The organism is Pseudomonas asiatica, from assembly GCF_009932335.1.
Lineage (GTDB): Bacteria > Pseudomonadota > Gammaproteobacteria > Pseudomonadales > Pseudomonadaceae > Aquipseudomonas > Aquipseudomonas asiatica.
In genome coordinates, this window is sequence record NZ_BLJF01000001.1 from 1125013 (window position 1) to 1147866 (window position 22854).

At 60.7% G+C, this 22854-nt stretch carries 15 protein-coding genes, 2 tRNA genes, 3 rRNA genes and 1 pseudogene; 12 read left to right on the plus strand and 9 right to left on the minus strand.

Going from position 1 to position 22854, the window contains the following annotated elements:
• Positions 1–418: 418 nt before the first annotated feature.
• From GYA95_RS05185 to GYA95_RS05210, 6 genes are all read left to right on the plus strand, one after another.
• Positions 419–1955 (plus strand): 16S ribosomal RNA (locus GYA95_RS05185).
• An 85-nt stretch (positions 1956–2040) separates the two neighbouring features.
• Positions 2041–2117, plus strand: a tRNA-Ile gene (locus GYA95_RS05190).
• 24 nt (positions 2118–2141) lie between these two features.
• A tRNA-Ala gene (locus tag GYA95_RS05195) sits at positions 2142–2217 on the plus strand.
• Positions 2218–2460: 243 nt separating this feature from the next.
• Positions 2461–5351, plus strand: a 23S ribosomal RNA gene (locus GYA95_RS05200).
• A 131-nt stretch (positions 5352–5482) separates the two neighbouring features.
• A 5S ribosomal RNA gene (rrf, locus tag GYA95_RS05205) occupies positions 5483–5598 on the plus strand.
• The 16S, 23S and 5S rRNA genes sit together here with 2 tRNA genes alongside, the layout of an rRNA operon.
• Positions 5599–5792: 194 nt before the next feature.
• Positions 5793–7601 carry an ABC transporter ATP-binding protein/permease gene (locus GYA95_RS05210; RefSeq protein WP_015269669.1) on the plus strand — a complete coding sequence of 603 codons (1809 nt, stop codon included), beginning with the start codon at positions 5793–5795 and terminating at the stop codon, positions 7599–7601.
• Here the strand turns inward: GYA95_RS05210 and GYA95_RS05215 are convergent.
• Positions 7598–8827 (minus strand): MFS transporter, encoded by a 1230-nt coding sequence (locus tag GYA95_RS05215; protein ID WP_043935493.1) that lies wholly within the window; start codon positions 8825–8827, stop codon positions 7598–7600. The genes GYA95_RS05210 and GYA95_RS05215 overlap by 4 nt on opposite strands.
• A gap of 301 nt (positions 8828–9128) precedes the next feature.
• Between GYA95_RS05215 and GYA95_RS05220 the strand changes: the two genes are divergently transcribed.
• Entirely contained in the window at positions 9129–11363 is a 2235-nt protein-coding gene (locus GYA95_RS05220; protein WP_161551286.1) for a TonB-dependent siderophore receptor, read from the plus strand.
• A gap of 131 nt (positions 11364–11494) precedes the next feature.
• Positions 11495–12034 carry a histidine phosphatase family protein gene (locus GYA95_RS05225; protein ID WP_015269672.1) on the plus strand — a complete coding sequence of 180 codons (540 nt, stop codon included), beginning with the start codon at positions 11495–11497 and terminating at the stop codon, positions 12032–12034.
• 3 nt (positions 12035–12037) lie between these two features.
• Here GYA95_RS05225 and GYA95_RS05230 read toward each other — a convergent pair whose 3' ends face one another.
• Together GYA95_RS05230 and GYA95_RS05235 are read right to left on the minus strand one after the other, a co-directional pair.
• Positions 12038–12823 (minus strand): sulfite exporter TauE/SafE family protein, encoded by a 786-nt coding sequence (locus GYA95_RS05230; RefSeq protein WP_013971855.1) that lies wholly within the window; start codon positions 12821–12823, stop codon positions 12038–12040.
• Between the two features lie 218 nt (positions 12824–13041).
• Positions 13042–13635: a helix-turn-helix domain-containing protein gene (locus tag GYA95_RS05235; protein ID WP_015269673.1), complete on the minus strand. Its 594-nt coding sequence runs from the start codon at positions 13633–13635 to the stop codon at positions 13042–13044.
• 114 nt (positions 13636–13749) lie between these two features.
• Between GYA95_RS05235 and GYA95_RS05240 the strand changes: the two genes are divergently transcribed.
• The 3 genes from GYA95_RS05240 to GYA95_RS05250 all read left to right on the plus strand — a co-directional run bounded on the left by GYA95_RS05240 (position 13750) and on the right by GYA95_RS05250 (position 16497).
• Positions 13750–14886, plus strand: a complete 1137-nt coding sequence (locus GYA95_RS05240) for an NAD(P)/FAD-dependent oxidoreductase (RefSeq protein WP_015269674.1) — start codon at positions 13750–13752, stop codon at positions 14884–14886.
• 12 nt (positions 14887–14898) lie between these two features.
• Positions 14899–15276, plus strand: coding sequence for a RidA family protein (locus GYA95_RS05245; protein WP_015269675.1), 378 nt, complete (start codon positions 14899–14901; stop codon positions 15274–15276).
• Between the two features lie 150 nt (positions 15277–15426).
• On the plus strand, positions 15427–16497 hold the full coding sequence (locus GYA95_RS05250) for a YkvI family membrane protein (RefSeq protein WP_015269676.1): 1071 nt from the start codon (positions 15427–15429) through the stop codon (positions 16495–16497).
• 157 nt (positions 16498–16654) lie between these two features.
• On the opposite strand, the gene GYA95_RS28250 is transcribed toward GYA95_RS05250, so the two are convergent.
• From GYA95_RS28250 to GYA95_RS05260, 3 genes and pseudogenes are all read right to left on the minus strand, one after another.
• Positions 16655–17395: a methyl-accepting chemotaxis protein gene (locus GYA95_RS28250; protein WP_370290711.1), complete on the minus strand. Its 741-nt coding sequence runs from the start codon at positions 17393–17395 to the stop codon at positions 16655–16657.
• 114 nt (positions 17396–17509) lie between these two features.
• Positions 17510–18586, minus strand: a pseudogene (mcpA, locus tag GYA95_RS28255) (methyl-accepting chemotaxis protein McpA); the annotation flags it as partial.
• A 97-nt stretch (positions 18587–18683) separates the two neighbouring features.
• Positions 18684–19562, minus strand: a complete 879-nt coding sequence (locus GYA95_RS05260) for a LysR family transcriptional regulator (protein WP_015269678.1) — start codon at positions 19560–19562, stop codon at positions 18684–18686.
• Positions 19563–19663: 101 nt separating this feature from the next.
• Between GYA95_RS05260 and GYA95_RS05265 the strand changes: the two genes are divergently transcribed.
• A complete protein-coding gene (locus GYA95_RS05265; protein ID WP_015269679.1) occupies positions 19664–20092 on the plus strand; it encodes a PACE efflux transporter in 429 nt (142 codons plus the stop codon).
• 97 nt (positions 20093–20189) lie between these two features.
• Here the strand turns inward: GYA95_RS05265 and GYA95_RS05270 are convergent, their stop codons facing one another.
• From GYA95_RS05270 to GYA95_RS05280, 3 genes are all read right to left on the minus strand, one after another.
• Positions 20190–21251, minus strand: coding sequence for a hypothetical protein (locus tag GYA95_RS05270; RefSeq protein WP_015269680.1), 1062 nt, complete (start codon positions 21249–21251; stop codon positions 20190–20192).
• 192 nt (positions 21252–21443) lie between these two features.
• Positions 21444–22112: a GntR family transcriptional regulator gene (locus GYA95_RS05275; RefSeq protein ID WP_015269681.1), complete on the minus strand. Its 669-nt coding sequence runs from the start codon at positions 22110–22112 to the stop codon at positions 21444–21446.
• A gap of 16 nt (positions 22113–22128) precedes the next feature.
• Positions 22129–22833: a FadR/GntR family transcriptional regulator gene (locus GYA95_RS05280; protein WP_015269682.1), complete on the minus strand. Its 705-nt coding sequence runs from the start codon at positions 22831–22833 to the stop codon at positions 22129–22131.
• Between the last annotated feature and the right edge of the window lie 21 nt (positions 22834–22854).

Sequence of the window (22854 nt, forward strand, 5' to 3'; positions counted from 1 at the left end):
GCGAGCACCATGCGGCCCTGACGCGGTCTTTTTCAAAAAAACCTAAATTATTGAAATTAAAGGTTGACCTCCTGAAACACCGCCCTATAATGCGCACCACTCCAACGCGGTAGCGAAGCAAAGCCAGCCACCATGTTGAGTCAAGTGTTTGAAGCTAAACGAGTTTCTCGCAAAAAACTTCAAAATAAACGCTTGACAGCAAATGAGGAAAGCGTAGAATGCGCGCCTCGGTTGAGACGAAAGGCTCTTAACCAAACGCTCTTTAACAAATCGAATCAAGCAATTCGTGTGGGTGCTTGTGAGTACGGACTGATAGTCACAAAGATTATCAGCATCACAAGTGGCCATGCGAGAAATCACATAGTCATTTGAGATTGCTGAGCCAAGTTTAGGGTTTCTTAAAAACCCAAGCAGTATTGAACTGAAGAGTTTGATCATGGCTCAGATTGAACGCTGGCGGCAGGCCTAACACATGCAAGTCGAGCGGATGACGGGAGCTTGCTCCTTGATTCAGCGGCGGACGGGTGAGTAATGCCTAGGAATCTGCCTGGTAGTGGGGGACAACGTTTCGAAAGGAACGCTAATACCGCATACGTCCTACGGGAGAAAGCAGGGGACCTTCGGGCCTTGCGCTATCAGATGAGCCTAGGTCGGATTAGCTAGTTGGTGAGGTAATGGCTCACCAAGGCGACGATCCGTAACTGGTCTGAGAGGATGATCAGTCACACTGGAACTGAGACACGGTCCAGACTCCTACGGGAGGCAGCAGTGGGGAATATTGGACAATGGGCGAAAGCCTGATCCAGCCATGCCGCGTGTGTGAAGAAGGTCTTCGGATTGTAAAGCACTTTAAGTTGGGAGGAAGGGCAGTAAGTTAATACCTTGCTGTTTTGACGTTACCGACAGAATAAGCACCGGCTAACTCTGTGCCAGCAGCCGCGGTAATACAGAGGGTGCAAGCGTTAATCGGAATTACTGGGCGTAAAGCGCGCGTAGGTGGTTTGTTAAGTTGGATGTGAAAGCCCCGGGCTCAACCTGGGAACTGCATCCAAAACTGGCGAGCTAGAGTACGGTAGAGGGTGGTGGAATTTCCTGTGTAGCGGTGAAATGCGTAGATATAGGAAGGAACACCAGTGGCGAAGGCGACCACCTGGACTGATACTGACACTGAGGTGCGAAAGCGTGGGGAGCAAACAGGATTAGATACCCTGGTAGTCCACGCCGTAAACGATGTCAACTAGCCGTTGGAATCCTTGAGATTTTAGTGGCGCAGCTAACGCATTAAGTTGACCGCCTGGGGAGTACGGCCGCAAGGTTAAAACTCAAATGAATTGACGGGGGCCCGCACAAGCGGTGGAGCATGTGGTTTAATTCGAAGCAACGCGAAGAACCTTACCAGGCCTTGACATGCAGAGAACTTTCCAGAGATGGATTGGTGCCTTCGGGAACTCTGACACAGGTGCTGCATGGCTGTCGTCAGCTCGTGTCGTGAGATGTTGGGTTAAGTCCCGTAACGAGCGCAACCCTTGTCCTTAGTTACCAGCACGTTATGGTGGGCACTCTAAGGAGACTGCCGGTGACAAACCGGAGGAAGGTGGGGATGACGTCAAGTCATCATGGCCCTTACGGCCTGGGCTACACACGTGCTACAATGGTCGGTACAGAGGGTTGCCAAGCCGCGAGGTGGAGCTAATCTCACAAAACCGATCGTAGTCCGGATCGCAGTCTGCAACTCGACTGCGTGAAGTCGGAATCGCTAGTAATCGCGAATCAGAATGTCGCGGTGAATACGTTCCCGGGCCTTGTACACACCGCCCGTCACACCATGGGAGTGGGTTGCACCAGAAGTAGCTAGTCTAACCTTCGGGAGGACGGTTACCACGGTGTGATTCATGACTGGGGTGAAGTCGTAACAAGGTAGCCGTAGGGGAACCTGCGGCTGGATCACCTCCTTAATCGACGACATCAGCCTGCTGATGAGCTCCCACACGAATTGCTTGATTCATTGTAAAAGACGATGCTGTAACGCGACCCTGTTATAGGTCTGTAGCTCAGTTGGTTAGAGCGCACCCCTGATAAGGGTGAGGTCGGCAGTTCAAATCTGCCCAGACCTACCATTACATGGTTCAGCCGTAGAATACGGGGCCATAGCTCAGCTGGGAGAGCGCCTGCCTTGCACGCAGGAGGTCAGCGGTTCGATCCCGCTTGGCTCCACCACTTTCGCCGTACGCAGTAGCTTGTCAGAACTTAGAAATGAACATTCAGTTCGAATGTTGATTTCTGACTTTTGTCAGATCGTTCTTTAAAAATTCGGATATGTGATAGATATAGACTGATGACCAGTTTCACTGCTGGTTAATCAGGCTAAGGTAAAATTTGTGAGTTCTGCTCGAAAGAGCAACATGCGAATTTTCGGCGAATGTCGTCTTCACAGTATAACCAGATTGCTTGGGGTTATATGGTCAAGTGAAGAAGCGCATACGGTGGATGCCTTGGCAGTCAGAGGCGATGAAAGACGTGGTAGCCTGCGATAAGCTTTGGGGAGTCGGCAAACAGACTGTGATCCAGAGATCTCTGAATGGGGGAACCCACTCAGCATAAGCTGAGTATCTTGTACTGAATACATAGGTGCAAGAGGCGAACCAGGGGAACTGAAACATCTAAGTACCCTGAGGAAAAGAAATCAACCGAGATTCCCTTAGTAGTGGCGAGCGAACGGGGACCAGCCCTTAAGTTGATTTGAGATTAGTGGAACGCTCTGGAAAGTGCGGCCATAGTGGGTGATAGCCCCGTACACGAAAATCTCTTGTCAATGAAATCGAGTAGGACGGAGCACGAGAAACTTTGTCTGAATATGGGGGGACCATCCTCCAAGGCTAAATACTACTGACTGACCGATAGTGAACCAGTACCGTGAGGGAAAGGCGAAAAGAACCCCGGAGAGGGGAGTGAAATAGAACCTGAAACCGTATGCGTACAAGCAGTGGGAGCCTACTTTGTTAGGTGACTGCGTACCTTTTGTATAATGGGTCAGCGACTTATATTCAGTGGCGAGCTTAACCGAATAGGGGAGGCGTAGCGAAAGCGAGTCTTAATAGGGCGTTTAGTCGCTGGGTATAGACCCGAAACCGGGCGATCTATCCATGGGCAGGTTGAAGGTTAGGTAACACTGACTGGAGGACCGAACCGACTACCGTTGAAAAGTTAGCGGATGACCTGTGGATCGGAGTGAAAGGCTAATCAAGCTCGGAGATAGCTGGTTCTCCTCGAAAGCTATTTAGGTAGCGCCTCATGTATCACTCCAGGGGGTAGAGCACTGTTTCGGCTAGGGGGTCATCCCGACTTACCAAACCGATGCAAACTCCGAATACCTGGAAGTGCCGAGCATGGGAGACACACGGCGGGTGCTAACGTCCGTCGTGAAAAGGGAAACAACCCAGACCGTCAGCTAAGGTCCCAAAGTCATGGTTAAGTGGGAAACGATGTGGGAAGGCTTAGACAGCTAGGAGGTTGGCTTAGAAGCAGCCACCCTTTAAAGAAAGCGTAATAGCTCACTAGTCGAGTCGGCCTGCGCGGAAGATGTAACGGGGCTCAAACCATGCACCGAAGCTACGGGTGTCATCTTTGATGACGCGGTAGAGGAGCGTTCTGTAAGCCTGTGAAGGTGAGTTGAGAAGCTTGCTGGAGGTATCAGAAGTGCGAATGCTGACATGAGTAACGACAATGCGAGTGAAAAACTCGCACGCCGAAAGACCAAGGTTTCCTGCGCAACGTTAATCGACGCAGGGTTAGTCGGTCCCTAAGGCGAGGCTGAAAAGCGTAGTCGATGGAAACAGGTTAATATTCCTGTACTTCCAGTTATTGCGATGGAGGGACGGAGAAGGTTAGGCCAGCCTGGCGTTGGTTGTCCAGGTTTAAGGTGGTAGGCTGAAATCTTAGGCAAATCCGGGATTTCAAGGCCGAGAGCTGATGACGAGTTGCCTTTAGGCGACGAAGTGGTTGATACCATGCTTCCAAGAAAAGCTCCTAAGCTTCAGATAACTGGGAACCGTACCCCAAACCGACACAGGTGGTTAGGTAGAGAATACCAAGGCGCTTGAGAGAACTCGGGTGAAGGAACTAGGCAAAATGGCACCGTAACTTCGGGAGAAGGTGCGCCGGCGAGGGTGAAGGACTTGCTCCGTAAGCCCATGCCGGTCGAAGATACCAGGCCGCTGCGACTGTTTATTAAAAACACAGCACTCTGCAAACACGAAAGTGGACGTATAGGGTGTGACGCCTGCCCGGTGCCGGAAGGTTAATTGATGGGGTTAGCGCAAGCGAAGCTCTTGATCGAAGCCCCGGTAAACGGCGGCCGTAACTATAACGGTCCTAAGGTAGCGAAATTCCTTGTCGGGTAAGTTCCGACCTGCACGAATGGCGTAACGATGGCGGCGCTGTCTCCACCCGAGACTCAGTGAAATTGAAATCGCTGTGAAGATGCAGTGTATCCGCGGCTAGACGGAAAGACCCCGTGAACCTTTACTATAGCTTTGCACTGGACTTTGAATTTGCTTGTGTAGGATAGGTGGGAGGCTTTGAAGTGGGGACGCCAGTTCTCATGGAGCCATCCTTGAAATACCACCCTGGCAACTTTGAGGTTCTAACTCAGGTCCGTTATCCGGATCGAGGACAGTGTATGGTGGGTAGTTTGACTGGGGCGGTCTCCTCCCAAAGAGTAACGGAGGAGTACGAAGGTGCGCTCAGACCGGTCGGAAATCGGTCGTAGAGTATAAAGGCAAAAGCGCGCTTGACTGCGAGACAAACACGTCGAGCAGGTACGAAAGTAGGTCTTAGTGATCCGGTGGTTCTGTATGGAAGGGCCATCGCTCAACGGATAAAAGGTACTCCGGGGATAACAGGCTGATACCGCCCAAGAGTTCATATCGACGGCGGTGTTTGGCACCTCGATGTCGGCTCATCACATCCTGGGGCTGAAGCCGGTCCCAAGGGTATGGCTGTTCGCCATTTAAAGTGGTACGCGAGCTGGGTTTAGAACGTCGTGAGACAGTTCGGTCCCTATCTGCCGTGGACGTTTGAGATTTGAGAGGGGCTGCTCCTAGTACGAGAGGACCGGAGTGGACGAACCTCTGGTGTTCCGGTTGTCACGCCAGTGGCATTGCCGGGTAGCTATGTTCGGAAGAGATAACCGCTGAAAGCATCTAAGCGGGAAACTTGCCTCAAGATGAGATCTCACTGGGATCTTGAATCCCCTGAAGGGCCGTCGAAGACTACGACGTTGATAGGTTGGGTGTGTAAGCGCTGTGAGGCGTTGAGCTAACCAATACTAATTGCCCGTGAGGCTTGACCATATAACACCCAAGCAATTTGCTAACGCAGATTGCGGTGGTGAAGACGAAGCAACCGAAAGTTCGCAACATCACAAATATCGCATATTCGAATTCGCTGGGCTGTCCATCTGGACATTCTGGCAACAGAATTTCTTGACGACCATAGAGCATTGGAACCACCTGATCCCATCCCGAACTCAGCAGTGAAACGATGCATCGCCGATGGTAGTGTGGGGTTTCCCCATGTGAGAGTAGGTCATCGTCAAGATTCATTTCGCAAAACCCCTATCTGCGCATGCAGGTAGGGGTTTTGTCTTTCTGGCCAATAAGCCCCAGACCTGTGCAACGCTCCCACAGAGGCCCGCGTAGCTCCGAAAGCAATCATGAAATGTGCGTCATTTATGCCTGACGAATCACAGGTCAATGCTACGCTCGCGGAAATACTCAGCACGGATACCCATCATGGAAATGAACTGGCACCAGGCCTTGCAAGAGAGCCTGAGCTGGCTGGCAATCGCCTCGTTCATCACCCTTGTCTGCTTCACAGCAGCCGCCACACTGGCCGTACGTTGTACGCGCTGGGGCAGCCAGTTCTGGCAGCTTGCCGGGCCCTATTTCAGTTTCAGGCGCAGTTGGCGGCCGTTACTGGTATTCGCCCTGCTGCTGGTTCTGACGCTATTCTCGGTGCGTCTGAACGTGCTGTTCTCATTCTGGTACAACGGCTTCTACAGCGCCTTGCAGGGCCTTGACCAAGCCGCTTTCTGGTACCTGCTCGGTGTCTTTGCAGTATTGGCCACCATCCATGTGCTGCGTTCGCTGTTCACCTTCTATGTAAGCCAGGCGTTCAGCATCCAGTGGCGAGTCTGGCTGACTGAGCGCCTGACCCACGACTGGATGCATGGCGATGCCTACTACCGTGGCCAGTTCCTCGCCGAGCCCGTGGACAACCCTGACCAACGTATCGAACTGGACGTCAACGCCTTTGTCAGCAACTCGGTGACCCTCGCCCTGGGCGCAGTCAGTGCGCTGGTTTCGCTGGTGGCGTTCACCGGCATCCTCTGGGGGCTGTCGGCGCCGCTGGCCGTTGCCGGTGTGGAGATTCCCCGGGCTATGGTGTTTGCCGTGTACCTTTACGTCATCGTCGCCACCTGGATCGCCTTCCGCCTCGGGCGACCGCTGATCCGCCTGAACTTCCTCAACGAAAAGCTCACCGCCAACTTCCGTTACGCGCTGATGCGTCTGCGCGAAAATGCCGAGAACATCGCTTTCTACCAGGGCGCGCAGGTCGAGCGGGGCACGTTGCTGGGTCGCTTTGGTGCCTTGATCGTGAATGCCTGGGCGCTGGTGTTCCGGAACCTGAAATTCAGCGGTTTCAACCTGGGCGTGAGCCAGGTCGCAGTGGTGTTCCCCTTCATTCTGCAGGCACCGCGCTTCTTCAGCGGGGCGATCAAGCTGGGCGACGTCATGCAGACCTCCCAGGCCTTTGGCCAGGTGCAGGATTCGTTGTCGTTCTTCCGCGAGTCGTATGATGCGTTTGCCCAGTACCGGGCCACCCTCGACCGTCTGACCGGCTTCCTCGATGCCAACGAGCAGGCGAGCGCTTTGCCGCGCGTCATCACCGAGGACCAGGAGCATGCCTTGGCGATCAGCCGCCTGCAGGTGCTGCGCCCGGACGGGCATGCCCTTATCACCGACCTGGACCTTGACCTGCATGCCGGCCAGGCGCTGTTGATCAAGGGGCCGTCGGGCAGCGGTAAAACCACGCTGCTGCGTGCGCTGGCGGGACTCTGGCCGTACGCCGAGGGTGAGGTCAGGCGGCCGCTGGGCCACCAGGCGCTGTTCCTGTCGCAGCGGCCGTACCTGCCGCTGGGCGATCTGCGCACTGTCATCGCCTACCCGGCGGCCAGCAAGCCTGAGGATGAATCGCGGATGCAGCAGGCCTTGCGCCAGGTCAACCTGGCCCACTTGGCCGAGCGACTGGAAGTCAGCTGTGACTGGTCACACATTCTCTCGGTTGGTGAGCAGCAGCGCCTCGCATTTGCTCGGGTGCTGTTCAACCGGCCGCAAGTGGTGTTCCTTGACGAGTCCACTTCGGCCATGGACGAAGGGCTCGAGCATGCCCTGTATTCACTGTTGCGTACGGAAATGCCGGGGGCATTGCTGGTCAGTGTCGGGCACCGCAGTACACTGGCAGGTTTCCATACCCACCGGCTGGAGGTGGATGGACATGGCGGCTGGTCGCTGCTGGAGCAGCAGCCAGCACTGGCCTAGTTCGGATTGCCGGTGATCGGGCCCGACCTGAGCAATACGACCCCGATCAGTGTGCCGCCGGCACACGCTGCGCCAAGCAGGAATGTCGCCTTGAAGCCGACTCCGTCCCACAACAGTCCGGCCACCACGCTCGCCACGAGCAGCGCCACGCCGGTCAGCAGGTTGAACAGGCCGAAGGCTGTACCGCGCAACTCGGAGGGGGCGCTGTCGGCGATCATGGCGGCAAAGATGCCTTGGCTGAAGCCCAGGTGCAGGCCCCAGGCAGCCACCCCCATGGCCAGCCCGGTCCAGCCCGGCAGCAGGGCCAGCAGCAGGTCTGCGGCGACCAGCAGCCCCAGCCCGATCATCAGCACGCCGCGGCGGCCTACGCGGTCCGACAGCATTCCCGCTGGGTAGGCCGACAGCGAGTACACCATGGCCATGAGCACCAGCACTGCCGGCGCCCACAGCGGCGCCAGGCCCATGTCCTGCGCGCGCAGCAGTAGAAACGCCTCGCTGAAGCGGGCGAGGGTGAACAGTGTGGCCAGGCCGATCAGCCGCCAGTAGGACGGGCCCAGGCGTGCCAATTCGAGCAGGGCCAGCGGTGAGCGCACCGGCCGGGTGGTGGCCGGCGTTTCAGGTTCGCGCACGAAGGCGATGAGGATGTACACCGCCACGAACGCCGGAAGCACCGCCACCCAGAATACCGTCTGGAAATGGCTCGCCGTCAGCCACATCAGCACGATCGCCAGCAACGGCCCAAGGAAGGCGCCCACGGTATCCAGCGCCTGGCGCAGGCCGAAGGCTGCACCACGCAGTTCGGCGGGCGTGACATCGGCCACCAGTGCATCGCGCGGCGCCCCACGAATGCCTTTGCCGACCCGGTCGACGAAGCGTGCTGCGGTCAACCACTCCAGCCCGGAGGCCATGGGGAACACCGGCTTGGTCAACGCTCCCAGGCCATAGCCCAGCACCGTAAGCAGCTTGCGCTTGCCCAGCCGGTCGCTGAGGGCGCCGGAAAACACCTTGGTGATCGAGGCGGTCGCCTCGGCAATACCTTCGATTAAGCCCACCGCCAATACCGAGGTGCCAAGCACGGTGACCATGTACAGCGGCAGCAGGGCGTGAATCATTTCCGAGGAAATGTCCATGAACATCGATACGAAGCCCAGCGTCCAGACACTGCGAGGGATCTTCGACAGGGACCTGGTGGCGTTCATGGCGTGGCTTTCTTCGTGGCTGCGCATCAGGAGGCTCGGCAGAGGGGGCTACGTTCGAAACTGTAGGAGCCGTCACGCAAGATGCAAATCGGACAGGTATATGCAAGCAACAGCGCGAATAGTCGGGCTGCGCGGGCAACGCTGTCGTGCCAGCAAAGTTCCGTTACAAACATGTAAACTTCGTAAATAAGATTTAAACACAATTGCGAATCTCTATATTTACCATCCCTGTTGGCCACCAAACTGTGTTTGCGAGGCCGGTGGGCGAGGGCTCCCGGTCTCCGACAGGGATGTGCCGTTTCGCTCATGAATCGCAGGAGATGTACCCATGCAGTGCAAGACTTCACCCAACAGCCTGGCCCTGGCGTTTGTCGCGCTGGCGTCACCGGCCATGGTGGCCACCGTGGCCCAGGCCGAAGAACAGCGTACGGGTGAGGTGCTGGAGATGCCGGTCGCCGACAACGCGCTGGTGATCCAGGACACCCTGGTCACCGCCGAGCGCGAGGCACGCCAGGCCTTGGGTACGTCGATCATCACCGCCGAAGACATCAAGCGCCACCCGCCGGCCAATGACCTGTCCGACATCATCCGCCGCGAGCCCGGGGTCAACCTGACCGGCAACAGCGCCAGCGGCGCGCGTGGCAACAACCGGCAGATCGACCTGCGCGGCATGGGCCCGGAAAACACCCTGATCCTCATCGACGGCAAGCCATCCAGCGCACGCAATGCCGTGCGCTATGGCTGGAACGGCGACCGTGATACCCGCGGTGAAACCAACTGGGTTCCGGCAGAAGCAGTCGAGCGCATCGAGATCCTGCGTGGCCCGGCGGCCGCACGTTATGGTTCCGGCGCCATGGGCGGGGTGGTCAATATCATCACCAAACGGCCCACCGACGAACTCAAGGGCAGCGTCAGCCTGTACACCCAGCTGCCGGAAGACAGCGCCGAGGGCACCAGCCGCCGGGCCAACTTCAACCTGGGCGGCGGCCTGACCGACAACCTCGGCTTCCGCCTGTACGGCGGTCTGGCCAAGACCGATGCCGACGACCTGGACATCAACGCCGGGCATGCAACCAGTGCGCTGGTGGCGGGCCGCGAAGGCGTGCGCAACAAGGACATCAATGGCCTGCTGAGCTGGAAGCTGAACGATGAGCACCGCCTCGAGGCCAGTGCCGGCTATAGCCGCCAGAGCAATATCTTTGCCGGTGACACCATGAACAGCAACGGCGGTGGTGACGTCGAGTTCGTGTCCAGCCTGTATGGCCATGAAACCAATGTGATGCAGCGCAGTACCTACGACCTGACCCACCTGGGCGATTTCATCTGGGGTACCAGCAAGACCGTGCTGTCCTACGAGTACGTGCGCAACTGGCGTCTAAACGAGGGCCTGGCAGGCCGTACCGAAGGTGCTCCCAATGCTGAAGGCGCCGCCATGTCGCGCCTGCGCAACACGCGCCTGAGCAGCGAAGTGAACCTGCCATTCGCCATGGGCAGCACCGAGCATGTGCTGACCCTGGGCGGCGAGTACCTGTACGAAACGCTCAATGATCAGGGCTCGCTGCGCCCACAAAGCTCGGACCCCACGGGTAATGACGGGCTCGTCGGTTTCGACCGCAGCAGCTCGAAGACGACCGCCCGCAGCTATGCGCTGTTCGTCGAGGACAACATCATTGTCGGCGACACCACCATTACCCCGGGCCTGCGTTTCGACCACCACGAAACCTTCGGCGACAACTTCAGCCCCAGCCTGAACCTATCGCACAAGCTGACCGAAGCACTGTCGGTCAAAGGCGGTATCGCGCGCGCCTACAAGACCCCGAACCTGTACCAGTCCAACCCCAACTACTTGTTGTACAGCCGCGGCAATGGTTGCAGCGTGCAGCAGACCAACAACGGTGGCTGTTACCTGCAGGGCAACGCCGACCTCAAGCCCGAGATCAGCGTCAACAAGGAAATCGGCCTGATGTACGACCGGGGTACCTGGCGCACCAGTGCCACGTACTTTCGCAACGACTACAAGAACAAGATCGTCGGTGATACCGATGTGTTGTACACCATCGGCACCGGCAGCCGCGTGACCCAGTGGGACAACGCTGGCAAGGCGCGGGTGGAGGGTATCGAAGGCAACCTGTTCATCGAACTGACCCCGGCCCTGGACTGGAACACCAACCTGACCTGGATGCTCGACAACGACAACCGCGAGACCGGCGAGCCGCTGTCGGTGATTCCGGAATACACCGTCAACACCACCCTCGACTGGCGCGCCACCGAGAAGCTGTCGTTCCAGGTGGCGGGTACCTACTTCGGCAAGCAGAAGTCGCCGACCTTCAACGACCGAACCCAGCAAAGCTACGACAAGGCCGCGCAACAGGATGTGGAAGCCTACGGGCTGGTGGACGTGAGCGCCGGGTACAAGTTCAACGCCAACTACGACGTGCGGGTGGGGGTGAACAACGTGTTCGACAAGCAGATCCTGCGTGGTGGCAACGCCAGTACTTCGGGCGCCAATACCTATAACCAGCCAGGCAGGGCGGTGTTCGCTGCGCTGAATATCACCTTCTGACATCGGGGTGCTGTACGGCCCATTCACCGACAAACCGGGGAACACTGGCGCAGGCGGTGCCATATTTGTTGCGGCAAAAAGTGCCGCAGCATGCTAAACCTTGCGCCTCAACCCGCCATGAGAAAAACCCGGTGAAAGCCGTCCGCCTGACGCTGATCTGCCATGCCCTGACCCAAGCCCAGAAGTCCGGGCGACTGCACCATGCCGAAGACGGCATTCTTCCACTGGGCCAACAGCCTTTCGCCGACCTTTCCGGTGTGCCGGTGCTGACTGCACCAGAGCGGCGAGCCTTCGAGACAGCGGCGTGGTTTTCGGGGCCGGTGCAGGTCGAGCCGGCATTGGCCGATTGCGACCTGGGGCGTTGGCAAGGGCTGACACTGAAGCAACTGCAGACCGAGCAATCGCAGGCGTTGACCGAATGGCTTCAGGACCCGGCCAGTGATGTTCACGGCGGCGAGTCGTTCGCCGTGCTTTGCCAGCGCATCGCCGCCTGGCTGGCGGCCTTCAACAGGCCTGGTGAATGGCTGGCAGTTACCCACCCGATGGTGATGCGCGCCGTGCTTGTACAAGTACTTGGCTGCCCGATGAGCGCCAGCCAGCGGGTCGACGTGTTGCCCCTGTCGCGCCTGGAGCTGAGCTTTACCGGGCAGTGGCGCCTGCGCCTGGGCTGAAGGTCAGAACGCCAGCTTGTAGCCGATCAGCAACAGCATCGCCGCCAGGCACGGGCGCAGCACGCGGTCGGAAATCCGCCCGGTGAGGTGGCTGCCCAGGTAGATGCCTGGCAGCGAGCCCAGCAGCAGGTAACCCAGCAGCGACCAGTCCATGTTGCCCATCCCCGCATGGCCCAGCCCTGCCACCAGGGTCAGCGGCACGGCGTGGGCGATTTCGGTACCGACCAGACGGCGGGTGACCAGGAACGGGTACAGCAGGAACAGCGCCACGGTACCCAGTGCGCCAGCGCCGATGGAAGTAAGGGTGACCATCACCCCCAGCACCACGCCGGTGAGCACGGTAAGGGTGTTCAGGCTGCGGTCGCTGAGGTGATAGTGGTCACCGGCATGGCGGCTGGCGAAGGCCTGCAGACGCGATTTGAACAGGATGGCCAGCGCGGTCAGGATCAGCACGACCGCCAGACCTTGCTTGATGACGGCGTTGAGCGCCGATGTGTCGGTGTGCAGGGTGCTGAGGAACCACAGGGTCAGCGCCGCGGCGGGCACGCTACCCAGGCTGAGCAGGCCGGTGATCTTCCAGTCGACGTTCTTGTTGCGCGCATGCACCCAGACGCCACTGGCCTTGGTGATGGCGGCATAGAGCAGGTCGGTACCGACGGCCGTTGCCGGGCTGATGCCGAACCACAACAGGATCGGGGTCATCAGCGATCCGCCACCGACGCCGGTCATGCCGACGATGAAACCCACGACCAGGCCTGCAATGGTGAAACCGAAAGAACCTACATCCATACGCTACTCGACTGCCCAACTTTGCCCGTTATCGGATGCAGCCAGCATATAGATTTTTTTATAGCCAAATAGACTTGTTCGTTATTAGGTTATAACCAGGTGCTGCCTGCCAGGGCCCTATCAAGCCGGCACCCACACCGACCGCATCAACCTCAAGGCCTGTGCCGTACCTGTGGGAACTGGCTTGCCGGCGATAGGCCCTGGCAGGCAGCACCGGGTCAGCGATCAGTCATCACCACCATCACATGCGCATCTGCGCCATCGTCACTTTCCGACAGGTAGATATGTCCCACCTGGCTGTCGAAATACGCCGTCTCCTGCGGCCCGATGCTCACCGCTTCCCCGGTTTCGAACTCGATACGAACGCGCCCGCTCAGTACCAGCGCGAATTCTTGGCCCGGGTGGCGGATAAAATCGTCGAACTGGCCACGTTCACGGGCAATGATGCGGGCATAGGCGGGTGTCATGCGCCGTTCAGGGAAGTCGCCGGCAATCGGGTGATAGTCATAGGTGCCGGTCGAGTAGCCAGCCGCCGCTGGCAGTGAATCGACCACCACCGTCACCGGCACTGGTGCGGTTACCGTGCCGCTGGCGCGCAACAGCTGGGCAATGTCGACGTTCAGCGCCCGGGCGGCGGCGGCGAGTTTTTCGTAGCTGACTGAGACCTGCGCCAGCTCCATCTTTGACAAGGTAGACAGCGGGACGCCACTGGCTTCGGACAATTGCTTGAGTGTCATCTGACGCGCCTTGCGCACCTGGCGCAGGCGCTGGCCGACTACGGCACGGTCCAGCAAGGGTAGGGCAGCGGGCATTCGGGGGTCTCGGCATGCGGCGTTGGTCGGGCATCTTACCTTGGACCCTTGCGTATTCGTAAATTCTCATATATTAGAATTCTCATATATGAAAATTCCTTGGCAGGAGCGTGCATGATCCCGATCTACGACACCCTCATCATCGGCGCGGGCATCGCTGGTGCATCCCTCGGTTATCGCTTGGCCGGCCGGCAGAAGGTGCTGCTGCTCGAGCGCGAGGCGCAGCCTGGCTACCATTCCACCGGGCGTTCGGCAGCCATGTTCATGGAGGCCTACGGCACTCCGCAGATACAGGCGCTGACCCGTGCCAGCCGGGCCTTCTACGAAGCACCACCGCAAGGGTTCTGCGAGCACCCGCTGCTGGAACCGCGCGGCTGCCTGTACGTCGCCAGCCTGGAACAGCGCACGCTGCTCGAGCAGACCCACGCACAGAACCTGGCCAACGGCACCAAAGTCAGCCTGCTCGACCGCGACGCAGCCCTGGCCCTGGTACCGAGCCTGCGTGCCGAGAACCTGGCCGGCGCGGTGCTTGAAGCGGGCGCAATGGACCTGGACGTACATGCCCTGCACCAGGGCTTCTTGCGCGGCTATCGCGCCGCTGGCGGTGAGCTGCGCTGTAACGCCGAGCTGATCCAGGCCTGGTACCTGGATGACCTGTGGCAGGTGCAGCTGGGCGATGGCAGCCACGTACAGGCGCGCCAGCTGGTAAATGCCGCTGGCGCCTGGGCCGACCGAGTAGCCGAGCAGTGCGGGGTGGCGCGCATCGGCCTGCAACCCTGCCGGCGCAGTGCCTTTACCTTCCCCGGCCCGGCAGACCAGGACTTCGCCCGCTGGCCGGCGGTGATCGGCGTAGACGAAAGCTTCTACTTCAAGCCCGACGCCGGCCAGCTGTTGGGGTCGCCGGCCAATGCCGACCCGGTCGAACCCCAGGACGCCGTGCCCGAGGAGCTCGACGTGGCTTTGGGCATCTACAACATCGAAGCCATGACCACCCTGGAGATCCGCCGGCCGAGCCACACCTGGGCCGGGCTGCGCTCGTTCGTCGCCGACGGCGACCTGGTGATCGGTTTCGATGTGCGCGCGCCAGCGTTCTTCTGGCTGGCGGCACAAGGTGGCTATGGCATCCAGTCGGCTGCGGGCGCCTCGCGCCTGGCTGCCGACCTGCTGCTGGGCCTGCCCCTGTGTCCCGGCCTTGTCAGCCAAGGGGTGGTGCCCGAGCGCTTGTCCCCGGCCCGTTTCCAGCAACCCTGAAAGGAGCATCCCATGAGCAATGATATCCAGCGTTTCCCCAGCAGCCTGCCGTTCCCGTTCTCCCGAGCGGTGAAAGCCGGCGGCTTCCTGTTCCTCTCCGGCCAGGTGCCGATGAGTGCTGGCGGTGAAGTGGTGCGCGGCGACATCCAGACCCAGACCCGCGCCGCCTGCGAGCGTATCTCCGAAAGCCTGGCTGCCTGCGGCGCGCGTTTCGACCAGGTAGTCAAGGCCACGGTCTGGCTCTCGGACATGAGCCACTTCGCCGGCTTCAACGAGGTGTACAAGGAATTCTTCGGCGCAGCGCTACCGGTGCGCTCGACCGTGGCCTCGGCATTGGCGCTGGGGGTGGATGTGGAGATCGAAGTGCAGGCGTTCGTCGGCGACGCCTGAGCGCTTCTGTAGGAGCAGCCTTGCGCTGGGAAGAGGCCAGTAAAACCCATGCATTTGCAACAGTCATACCGGCCTCTTCGCAGCGCAAGGCTGCTCCTACAAAAAGTATGCGGTGGCAGTGAGACAACAACAATAAATCCAGAGGTTCACATGCAAGAGCAGCTGAAGATTGCCGGCGCGTTTGTCGGCGTGATCGTGGGGGCGGGGTTCGCTTCGGGGCGGGAACTGTTGTTGTTCTTTGTCGATTTCGGTGTGTGGGGGCTGGTCGGTGCGCTGGTCAGCGCAGCCTTGTTCACCTTCCTCGGCATGGCCCTGGCGGGGCTGGGCAATCGCCAGCAGGCCACTTCGCACAAGGATGTGATCCAGGCCATCTGCGGCCGTCACCTGGGCCTGTTCGTCGACTGGCTGATCACCTTTTTCATGTTTGCCGTCACCGTGGTCATGCTGGCCGGTGGTGGTGCCTTGCTGGAGCAGCAGTTCGGTATCCCGGCGCTGGCCGGCAGCGTGCTGGTGACGCTGGTTGTGGTGGGCATCGTGTGCCTGGATGTGCGCAGGGTGATCCTCGCCATTGGTGCCATCACGCCGTTGCTGATCCTGGTGGCCTCGGCGATTGCGTTGTACGCCGTGTTCAGCCGGGAACAGAGCTTCGCCCAACTCGACCAGCTGGCCAGCCAGCAACAGGCGGGCGCCCGTCACTGGCTGCTGGGGGCGTTCCTGTACGTGTCTTACAACATCGTTGCCGGCGCGCCGATCCTGGCCATCCTGGGTGGGTCGGCCAAGGGCGAGCGAACCGCTGTATGGGGTGGGCTGCTTGGTGGCGCCGCACTGGGTGGGCTGATGCTGGTGATGAGTGCCGGGCTGTTGTCGCGCCTGGACAGCGTGGCTGACCTGCCGATGCCGATGCTGTCGATTGCCAACGAAGTATCGCCACTGCTGGGGCTGGTGATGTGCCTGATTATTTTCGGCATGATCGTCAACACTGCGGTGGGTACGTTGTTCTCGTTTCTCTCGCGGCTGATGCCAGCGGGTACGGTGAGGTTTCGCTGGGGCTCGGTAGTGACCGGCGTGGCGGCGTTCGGATGCAGCCTGGTGGGGTTCATCAGCCTGGTGGGTGAGGTGTACCCGCTGTTCGGCTACCTGGGCTTCGTGCTGATGGCGGCGGTGCTGCTGGCCTGGGTCCGGCGGAGCAGAGTGGTTAAAGCGGTAGCCAATGCTGCTTGATCTGCTGCTGGCGCGTATCCCTTGTAGGAGCGGCCTTGTGTCGCGAAAGGGTCGCAGAGCGACCCCGGCGATTTCTGCGGTGTAGCTGAAAATCCGGGGCCGCTGCGCGACCCTTTCGCGACACAAGGCCGCTCCTACAGAGGGTGTGCGTTCCGGTTTAAATCCTGAAGCTGCCTACCAGCTGCTTCAGGCGCCCGGCCTGCTGGGCCAGTTGGTCACAATGGCGCAGGGTCTCGTTGAGGTTCTCCACCCCTTGCTGGTTCAGGGCGTTGATCTGGGTGATGTCCAGGTTGAGGCTCTCGACCACGGCGGTCTGTTCTTCGGTAGCGGTAGCCACCGACTGGTTCATGCCATCGATCTCGCCAATACGCTGGGTCACGCTGGCCAGGCGCTCGCCGGCCTGGTTGGCTACCTGCACGGTCTGCTCGCTGGAAACCTGGCTGGTGTTCATGGTGTGCACCGCTTCGCGCGAGCCTACCTGCAGGCTGGTGATCATGCGGTGGATTTCTTCCGCCGATTCCTGGGTGCGGTGCGCCAGGTTGCGTACCTCGTCGGCCACCACGGCAAAGCCACGGCCGGCCTCACCGGCACGGGCCGCTTCGATGGCGGCGTTCAGCGCCAGCAGGTTGGTCTGCTGCGAGATGCCCTTGATCACGTCGAGAATCTTGCCGATTTCGTCGGTGCTGGCGTTGAGCGTTTCGATTTGCGCGCAGGACTCGCTGATGCGCTGCGACAGGGCGGTCATGGCGCTGATCGCTTCTTCGACCACTTCACGGCCACCGTGGGCCTGCTCGCTGGCACCGCTGGCATGCTGCGAGGCATCGGCGGCGTTGCGGGCGATCTCCTGGGTGGCAGCACCCAGCTCGTTGATCGCTGCGGCCACGCTGTTGGTGCGCATGCTTTGCTCTTCGGAGCCGATGATCGACGCATTGGAGGCATTGACCACTTTCTCCGACAGGTCGTGCACCAGGCGGGTTGCCGAGGACACTTCGCTGATCGAGGCATGAATGCGCTCGACGAAGCGGTTGAACGAAGTGGCCAGTTCGCCGAACTCGTCCTTGTTCTGCACGGTCAGGCGGCGGGTAAGGTCACCTTCGCCCTCGGCGATGTCGCGCATGGCGCGGCCCATGGTGGTCAGCGGGCTCATCAGTATCGGGATCAGCAGGCCGAGCAGGCCGGCGATGGCAGCCACCGCAATCAGCATCGCGATGATCGCCGAGGTGCGAAACTGGCTGAGCGCAGCGTAGGCCTTGTCCTTGTCGATCGACAGGCCGATGTACCACTGTGCCGAAGGCAGGCCGGCCACCGGGGCGAAGGAAATGATGCGGTCCTGGCCATTGAGGGTGACATCCTGCATGCCGGCGGCGACTCGCAGGTTGCTGCCGGGGTAGATGTCCTTGAGGTTCTTCATCACCTGGTCTTTGTCGGGGCTGACGATCACCTGGCCATTGCTGTCGGCCAGGAAGGCGTGGCCGATGCCGCCGAAATCGACCGAGTTGATGATCTCGACCAGGGTGTCGAGGGTGACGTCACCGCCGACCACGCCGATCAGCTCGCCATTGCCCTTGCTTTTCACCGGCGTGGCGATGGTGACCATCAGGCCACCAACAGCACCTTGGTATGGGGCAGTCAGCACGGTCTGCCCGGCGCTGGCCGCGGCGCCGTACCACGGGCGCTGACGTGGGTCGTAACCGGCGGGCATCTGCGCATTGGGGCGTTGGGTGAACGCACCGGTGGCCTGGCCCAGGTAAGTGAACAGGAAATTACGCGTATAGGATGGCTGCTCGATCAGTCCTTCCAGGGTATCGCCAGCGCCTTGCTGGGCGATGTCCTGGGCCAGGTTTTCCAGCACCAGGATGCGCCCGCTCATCCAGTTCTGCACACTACTGGCGGTCAGTGCGCCCGACTGCTGCACCGAAGCTTCGATGTTCTGGCGGATGGTATTGCGTTGCAGGTAGTCGTTGTAGAGCGTGAACAGGGCAAATGCCAGGACCACGACACCGCAGGCGCTGAGCAGGATCTTGTGGCGAAATTTCAGGTTCATGTTTCGAGACCTTGGGCCAATGAGGGGAGGGCGCAGCGCGCTCATGACGCATTGCGGAACCTATCGTTCGGGATATCGGCTCAAGGGGTAAAAGATTGAAGTGCTTACAGAAATTTCTTACGGTCATTTCGACGGACGGTATTCACTGGCTACACAACTGCTCGATCAACAGGCGTGCAGCCTGCTGCAACGGTTGTTGCTTGCGCCAGAAGATGTGTACCGGCAACTGCAGCTCGTTGCGGGTGTTGCGAAAATCCAGGCGCACCAGGCGCCCGCTGGCCAGCAGTGGCGCGACCCTCGACAGCGGCAAGTCGCCCCAGCCCAGGCCGGCCTCGACCATCTGCAGGGCGAGGTCGAAGCTGTCGGTTGACCAGTGCGTGGCGCCTATCAACGGGCGTGGGTCTGTCACCGGAAGGTCATGGCTACGCACCAGGATCTGGCGCACTCGGGTCAGGTCTTCGAGGTAGTGGATACGCCCCTCGCGCAAGGCCGGGTGAGCGGGGGACAGTGTGGCCACCAGCGATTCCATGCCGATGTGCTGGAAGCCGCGACGGGCATCGACCTGCAACCCGGCAAAAGCCACGCAGAGGTCGGCGCGGCCACTGTCCAGCAGGTGTACGGCCTCTTCCTGTGGGGCGCTGAGCAGGGCGATGTCCAGCAGCGGGTGCCGCTCACCCAGGTGATCGATGGCCGCCAGCAGCGGGCGGTGGTCGATGTCCGGCACCACGGCCAGGGTCAGGCTGCTCTCCAGCCCCTGGGAAAGTTCCAGGGCATGCACCTGCAGCAGCCCCAGTTGTTCGGCGATCAACCGGGCATGAGGTTCCAGCGCCTTGGCCTCGGCGGAGGGGCGGACTTCCCGTGGGCCGCGCTCGAACAGGGTGTAGCCCAGTTCGGCCTCGAGGTTGCCGATGGCCATGCTCACGGCCGAAGGCACCCGCTGCAGAGCCCGCGCAGCGGCGGAAAACGAACCGCGGTCGAGCACGGCGAGAAACAGCTGGATATTGTCGCTGGAAAAGTTCATGGCAGCCTCCTGTCAGATGATCTGACAGCTGCTGACTTTTGCTGTCAAGAGCGATGAAGCATGATCGCGCCCCATCGCTTTGTCATTGGAGGTAATCCCGGGTGCAGGGACTCAAACGCAAACTCGTCTACGTGACTTTCTATGAACTGATCGGGCTGTGCATGTCGACCCTCGGGCTGGCCTACCTGTCGGACACCCAGGCATCGCATACCGGGCCTCTGGCGGTGATGATCACTACCATCGCCATGCTCTGGAACCTGATCTACAACACCCTGTTCGAGTGGTGGGAAAGCCGCCAGGCCAAGCGCGGGCGCAGCGTGGCACGGCGGGTGGCGCATGCCATCGGCTTCCAGCTGACCCTGGTGGTGTACCTGATCCCGCTGATTGCCTGGTGGCTGGACATGACATTGCTGGAGGCGCTGCTGGTGGACATGGCGTTCATCGTGCTGGTGCCGTGCTACACCTTTGCCTACAACTGGGCGTTCGACCGGATCTTTGGCTTGCCCAGCTCAGCCTTGGCAGCAGCCTGATTCAACCTGTTCCGGCCTCTTCGCAGCACAAGGCTGCTCCTACAGCGACCGCACAACCTTCAGGCGGGAGCTGCGAAAAGGCCGACACAGTCAACCACTAAGGCGGCAGGCGAATGATCAAAGGCTCCTGCTGCTGCTTCACCTGGTGCTCAACCGGTTGTTCCTCCGTCCTCGGTGCACTGGCCAGCAAGCTGTCCTCGACCTGCCCCGAAAGGTAGTACACCCCCGACATGGCCCCGCTCTGGCGGTTCTCCATCAGCTCCTGCCATTCCTGGTTCAGCGCCACGTTGAGGATCACCCGCAACTGCTCGACCATCTGCGGGTGTTCGCGGTCATGGGTCATGACCCCGTAACCGGCCGCCGCAATAGAAATCATCGCCCCCGCCACCTTGCCCACCGCCGACGCCACGGCACTGGCGATGCCGCGCGGAGCCAGGGTGGCGCCGAGCTTTTCGCTGGCCTGGTTGGCCACCGAGTTCAGCCCGACATCGGTCTTGCCCGGGCCTTTGCTGGCCTGCTGGTGCAGATGCTGGCGCATGGCTTGCCAGGCAGGTTGCTGGGCCAGCGACTTGGCCCGCAGAAGCTGGTACAGGCTGGCATTGCGCGCATCCGGTGGCCCCAGGGCGATGGCGGGAATGCGGTTGAGGCGTTGGCTGAACTGCTCGGGGGGAGCGTTGTAGCGGCTGATGATAGCCGGCAGCTGCTGGCCGAGCAGTTGCAGGTACAGCTCGCTGGCGCGGTCGCGAATGCCTTCGGGGTTGATCTGCTCGGCCACCGGTTCGATCACCCGCTTGTGGTACTGCTCCTGCAGGTACAGCGCCAGGCGCTTTTCCGCCGGCTCCCGGCCTTCACCGCTGTCGATCTTGTACCAGGCTACCTTGAGGGTCAGCCACTGCTGGGTCCAGTAGCCGGTAAACCAAGGGATGAATTCGCTTTCGGTACGCTGCTGTACCTGTTCCTTCCACACCCGCATGGAACGGCGTGCATAGTCGTTGGCCGAGCTGCCGGCGCCGACCGAGGCTTCGATCAGCTCCTGGTCGATGCGTTGCCAGGTGGCGGGGGTGAGCACCACCGGTGGCGGCGGGACAGGTGGGGGCTTGCCTGCGCAGCCGGCCAAGGCCAGCAGCAGGCACAGCAGCAGGAGGGCTCGAGTGCTCACGCAACCGCCTCCCTGATAGAGGCTGGGGTGGTTCTCGGAGTATAGGGTGGGGTTGAGAGAGCTGCCGTGCAGCCCATCGACGCGGTTCGTCGCCACGACAAGCCAGCTCCCACAGGGGCCGCGATGACCTCAAGAACAGCGCGAAACCAGTGGGAGCTGGCTTGCCGGCGATGGGGCGCGCAGCGTCCCCATTTACTCCAGGTCGAGCTTTTCTTCCAGGCGGTCGAGGTGCTTGTGCATCAGGCCCAGCGCCGCCTCGGCATCGCCATGCTCCACGGCATCGATGATCGCCGCATGTTCCTCCCACGCGCAGTGGTCGCAGCAAGGCGACTCGTAACGGGCGATGATCAGCGAGGTCATCGGCACCAGGCCATTGAGAAACCGCGCCAGTGGCGCATTGGCAGCCACCTGCGCCAGTTTCAGGTGAAACTCGCCGCCCAGGCGGATCGCCGCACAACGCTCGCCGTTTTCATGGTGCTGGCGCTCGCGCGCCACTAGTTGCCGCAGCTGGCGAATCTGTACCGGCCGGGCGCGTTGCGCGGCCAGGGTGATCAGCGTGGTTTCGGCCAGACGCCGGGCGCTGAGCACCTGGCGTGCCTGCTCCGGGTCGGGCACGGCCAGATGCGCAGTGTGGCTGGGGCGTTGCACCACCACCTGCTGGTCGGACAGGCGCCCGAGCACACGGCGGATCACTGTACGGCTGACACCAAAGGCATGGCCCAGCGCCTGTTCGGGCAACAGGCTGCCAGGTGGCAAGCGCTGTTCGAGGATGGCATCGAACAGCCGCGGGTAGATCTGCTCGGCCGACAGGCGGGTTTCGCCGGCCGCGAGCAGGGCCGGCAAGTGAGGGGCGGCGTTCATGGTCGCTCTCCTGGGGTCATGGATGCGGGTGTTCGTCCGGGATGTTCAACGGGATGCCCATGCGCAACCCTTCGGCCAGGATGTGCTGACGCATCTGGGCACTGGCCTGGGCGCTGCTGCGCTCACGTATGGCGCGCACCACCGCTTCGTTTTCCTTCAGCCGCGCGGCCAGGTGCTCTGGCGAATTGCGCAGCATGTCAGCGCTTTGCTTGAGGGCATTGCCGGTCTGTTGCACCACGCTCTGGAAGATCGGGTTGGTGGTCAGGGCGAACAGCGCTTCATGAAAGGCGATGTAGGCCCTGACGCCGGCTTCGCTGTCATCGGCCTCCAGCGCTTCACGCATGTCCATCAGGGTCAGGCGCAGTTGGCCGATGTCCTGACTGTTGGCCGACTGCGCCACCAGGCCGACGATGAAAGGCTCAAGGGTGTAGCGCAGCTCCAGCACGTCGGCCAGGCTGGCTGCGGCGCTGGTGTCCAGGCCCGGTTCCTGGGTGGCGGCATCGACATCCAGTACCAGCACACCCTTGCCTGGCAGCGAACGCACCAGGCCCAGGGTTTCCAGCACGGTCACCGCTTCGCGCAGGCTGGGGCGGCTGATGCCCAGTTGTTCGGCCAGTTCGCGCTGGCCTGGCAGCATGTCGCCGGTGCGCCATTGGCCTCGGGCCAGGGCCTGGCGCAGTTTTTCCACCACTGAGTTGACGACGGTAGATGAGCTGATCACGGTTCGCTCCTGGAAGGGCCG

Coding starts and splice junctions, on each gene's coding strand:
- GYA95_RS05260 (WP_015269678.1), bottom strand. CDS start 19,562: ATGAACTTTTCCAGCGACAATATCCAGCTGTTTCTCGCCGTGCTCGAC.
- GYA95_RS05240 (WP_015269674.1), top strand. CDS start 13,750: ATGATCCCGATCTACGACACCCTCATCATCGGCGCGGGCATCGCTGGT.
- GYA95_RS05215 (WP_043935493.1), bottom strand. CDS start 8,827: ATGCGCAGCCACGAAGAAAGCCACGCCATGAACGCCACCAGGTCCCTG.
- GYA95_RS05250 (WP_015269676.1), top strand. CDS start 15,427: ATGCAAGAGCAGCTGAAGATTGCCGGCGCGTTTGTCGGCGTGATCGTG.
- GYA95_RS05230 (WP_013971855.1), bottom strand. CDS start 12,823: ATGGATGTAGGTTCTTTCGGTTTCACCATTGCAGGCCTGGTCGTGGGT.
- GYA95_RS28250 (WP_370290711.1), bottom strand. CDS start 17,395: ATGCGCACCAACAGCGTGGCCGCAGCGATCAACGAGCTGGGTGCTGCC.
- GYA95_RS05210 (WP_015269669.1), top strand. CDS start 5,793: ATGGAAATGAACTGGCACCAGGCCTTGCAAGAGAGCCTGAGCTGGCTG.
- GYA95_RS05245 (WP_015269675.1), top strand. CDS start 14,899: ATGAGCAATGATATCCAGCGTTTCCCCAGCAGCCTGCCGTTCCCGTTC.
- GYA95_RS05275 (WP_015269681.1), bottom strand. CDS start 22,112: ATGAACGCCGCCCCTCACTTGCCGGCCCTGCTCGCGGCCGGCGAAACC.
- GYA95_RS05220 (WP_161551286.1), top strand. CDS start 9,129: ATGCAGTGCAAGACTTCACCCAACAGCCTGGCCCTGGCGTTTGTCGCG.
- GYA95_RS05235 (WP_015269673.1), bottom strand. CDS start 13,635: ATGCCCGCTGCCCTACCCTTGCTGGACCGTGCCGTAGTCGGCCAGCGC.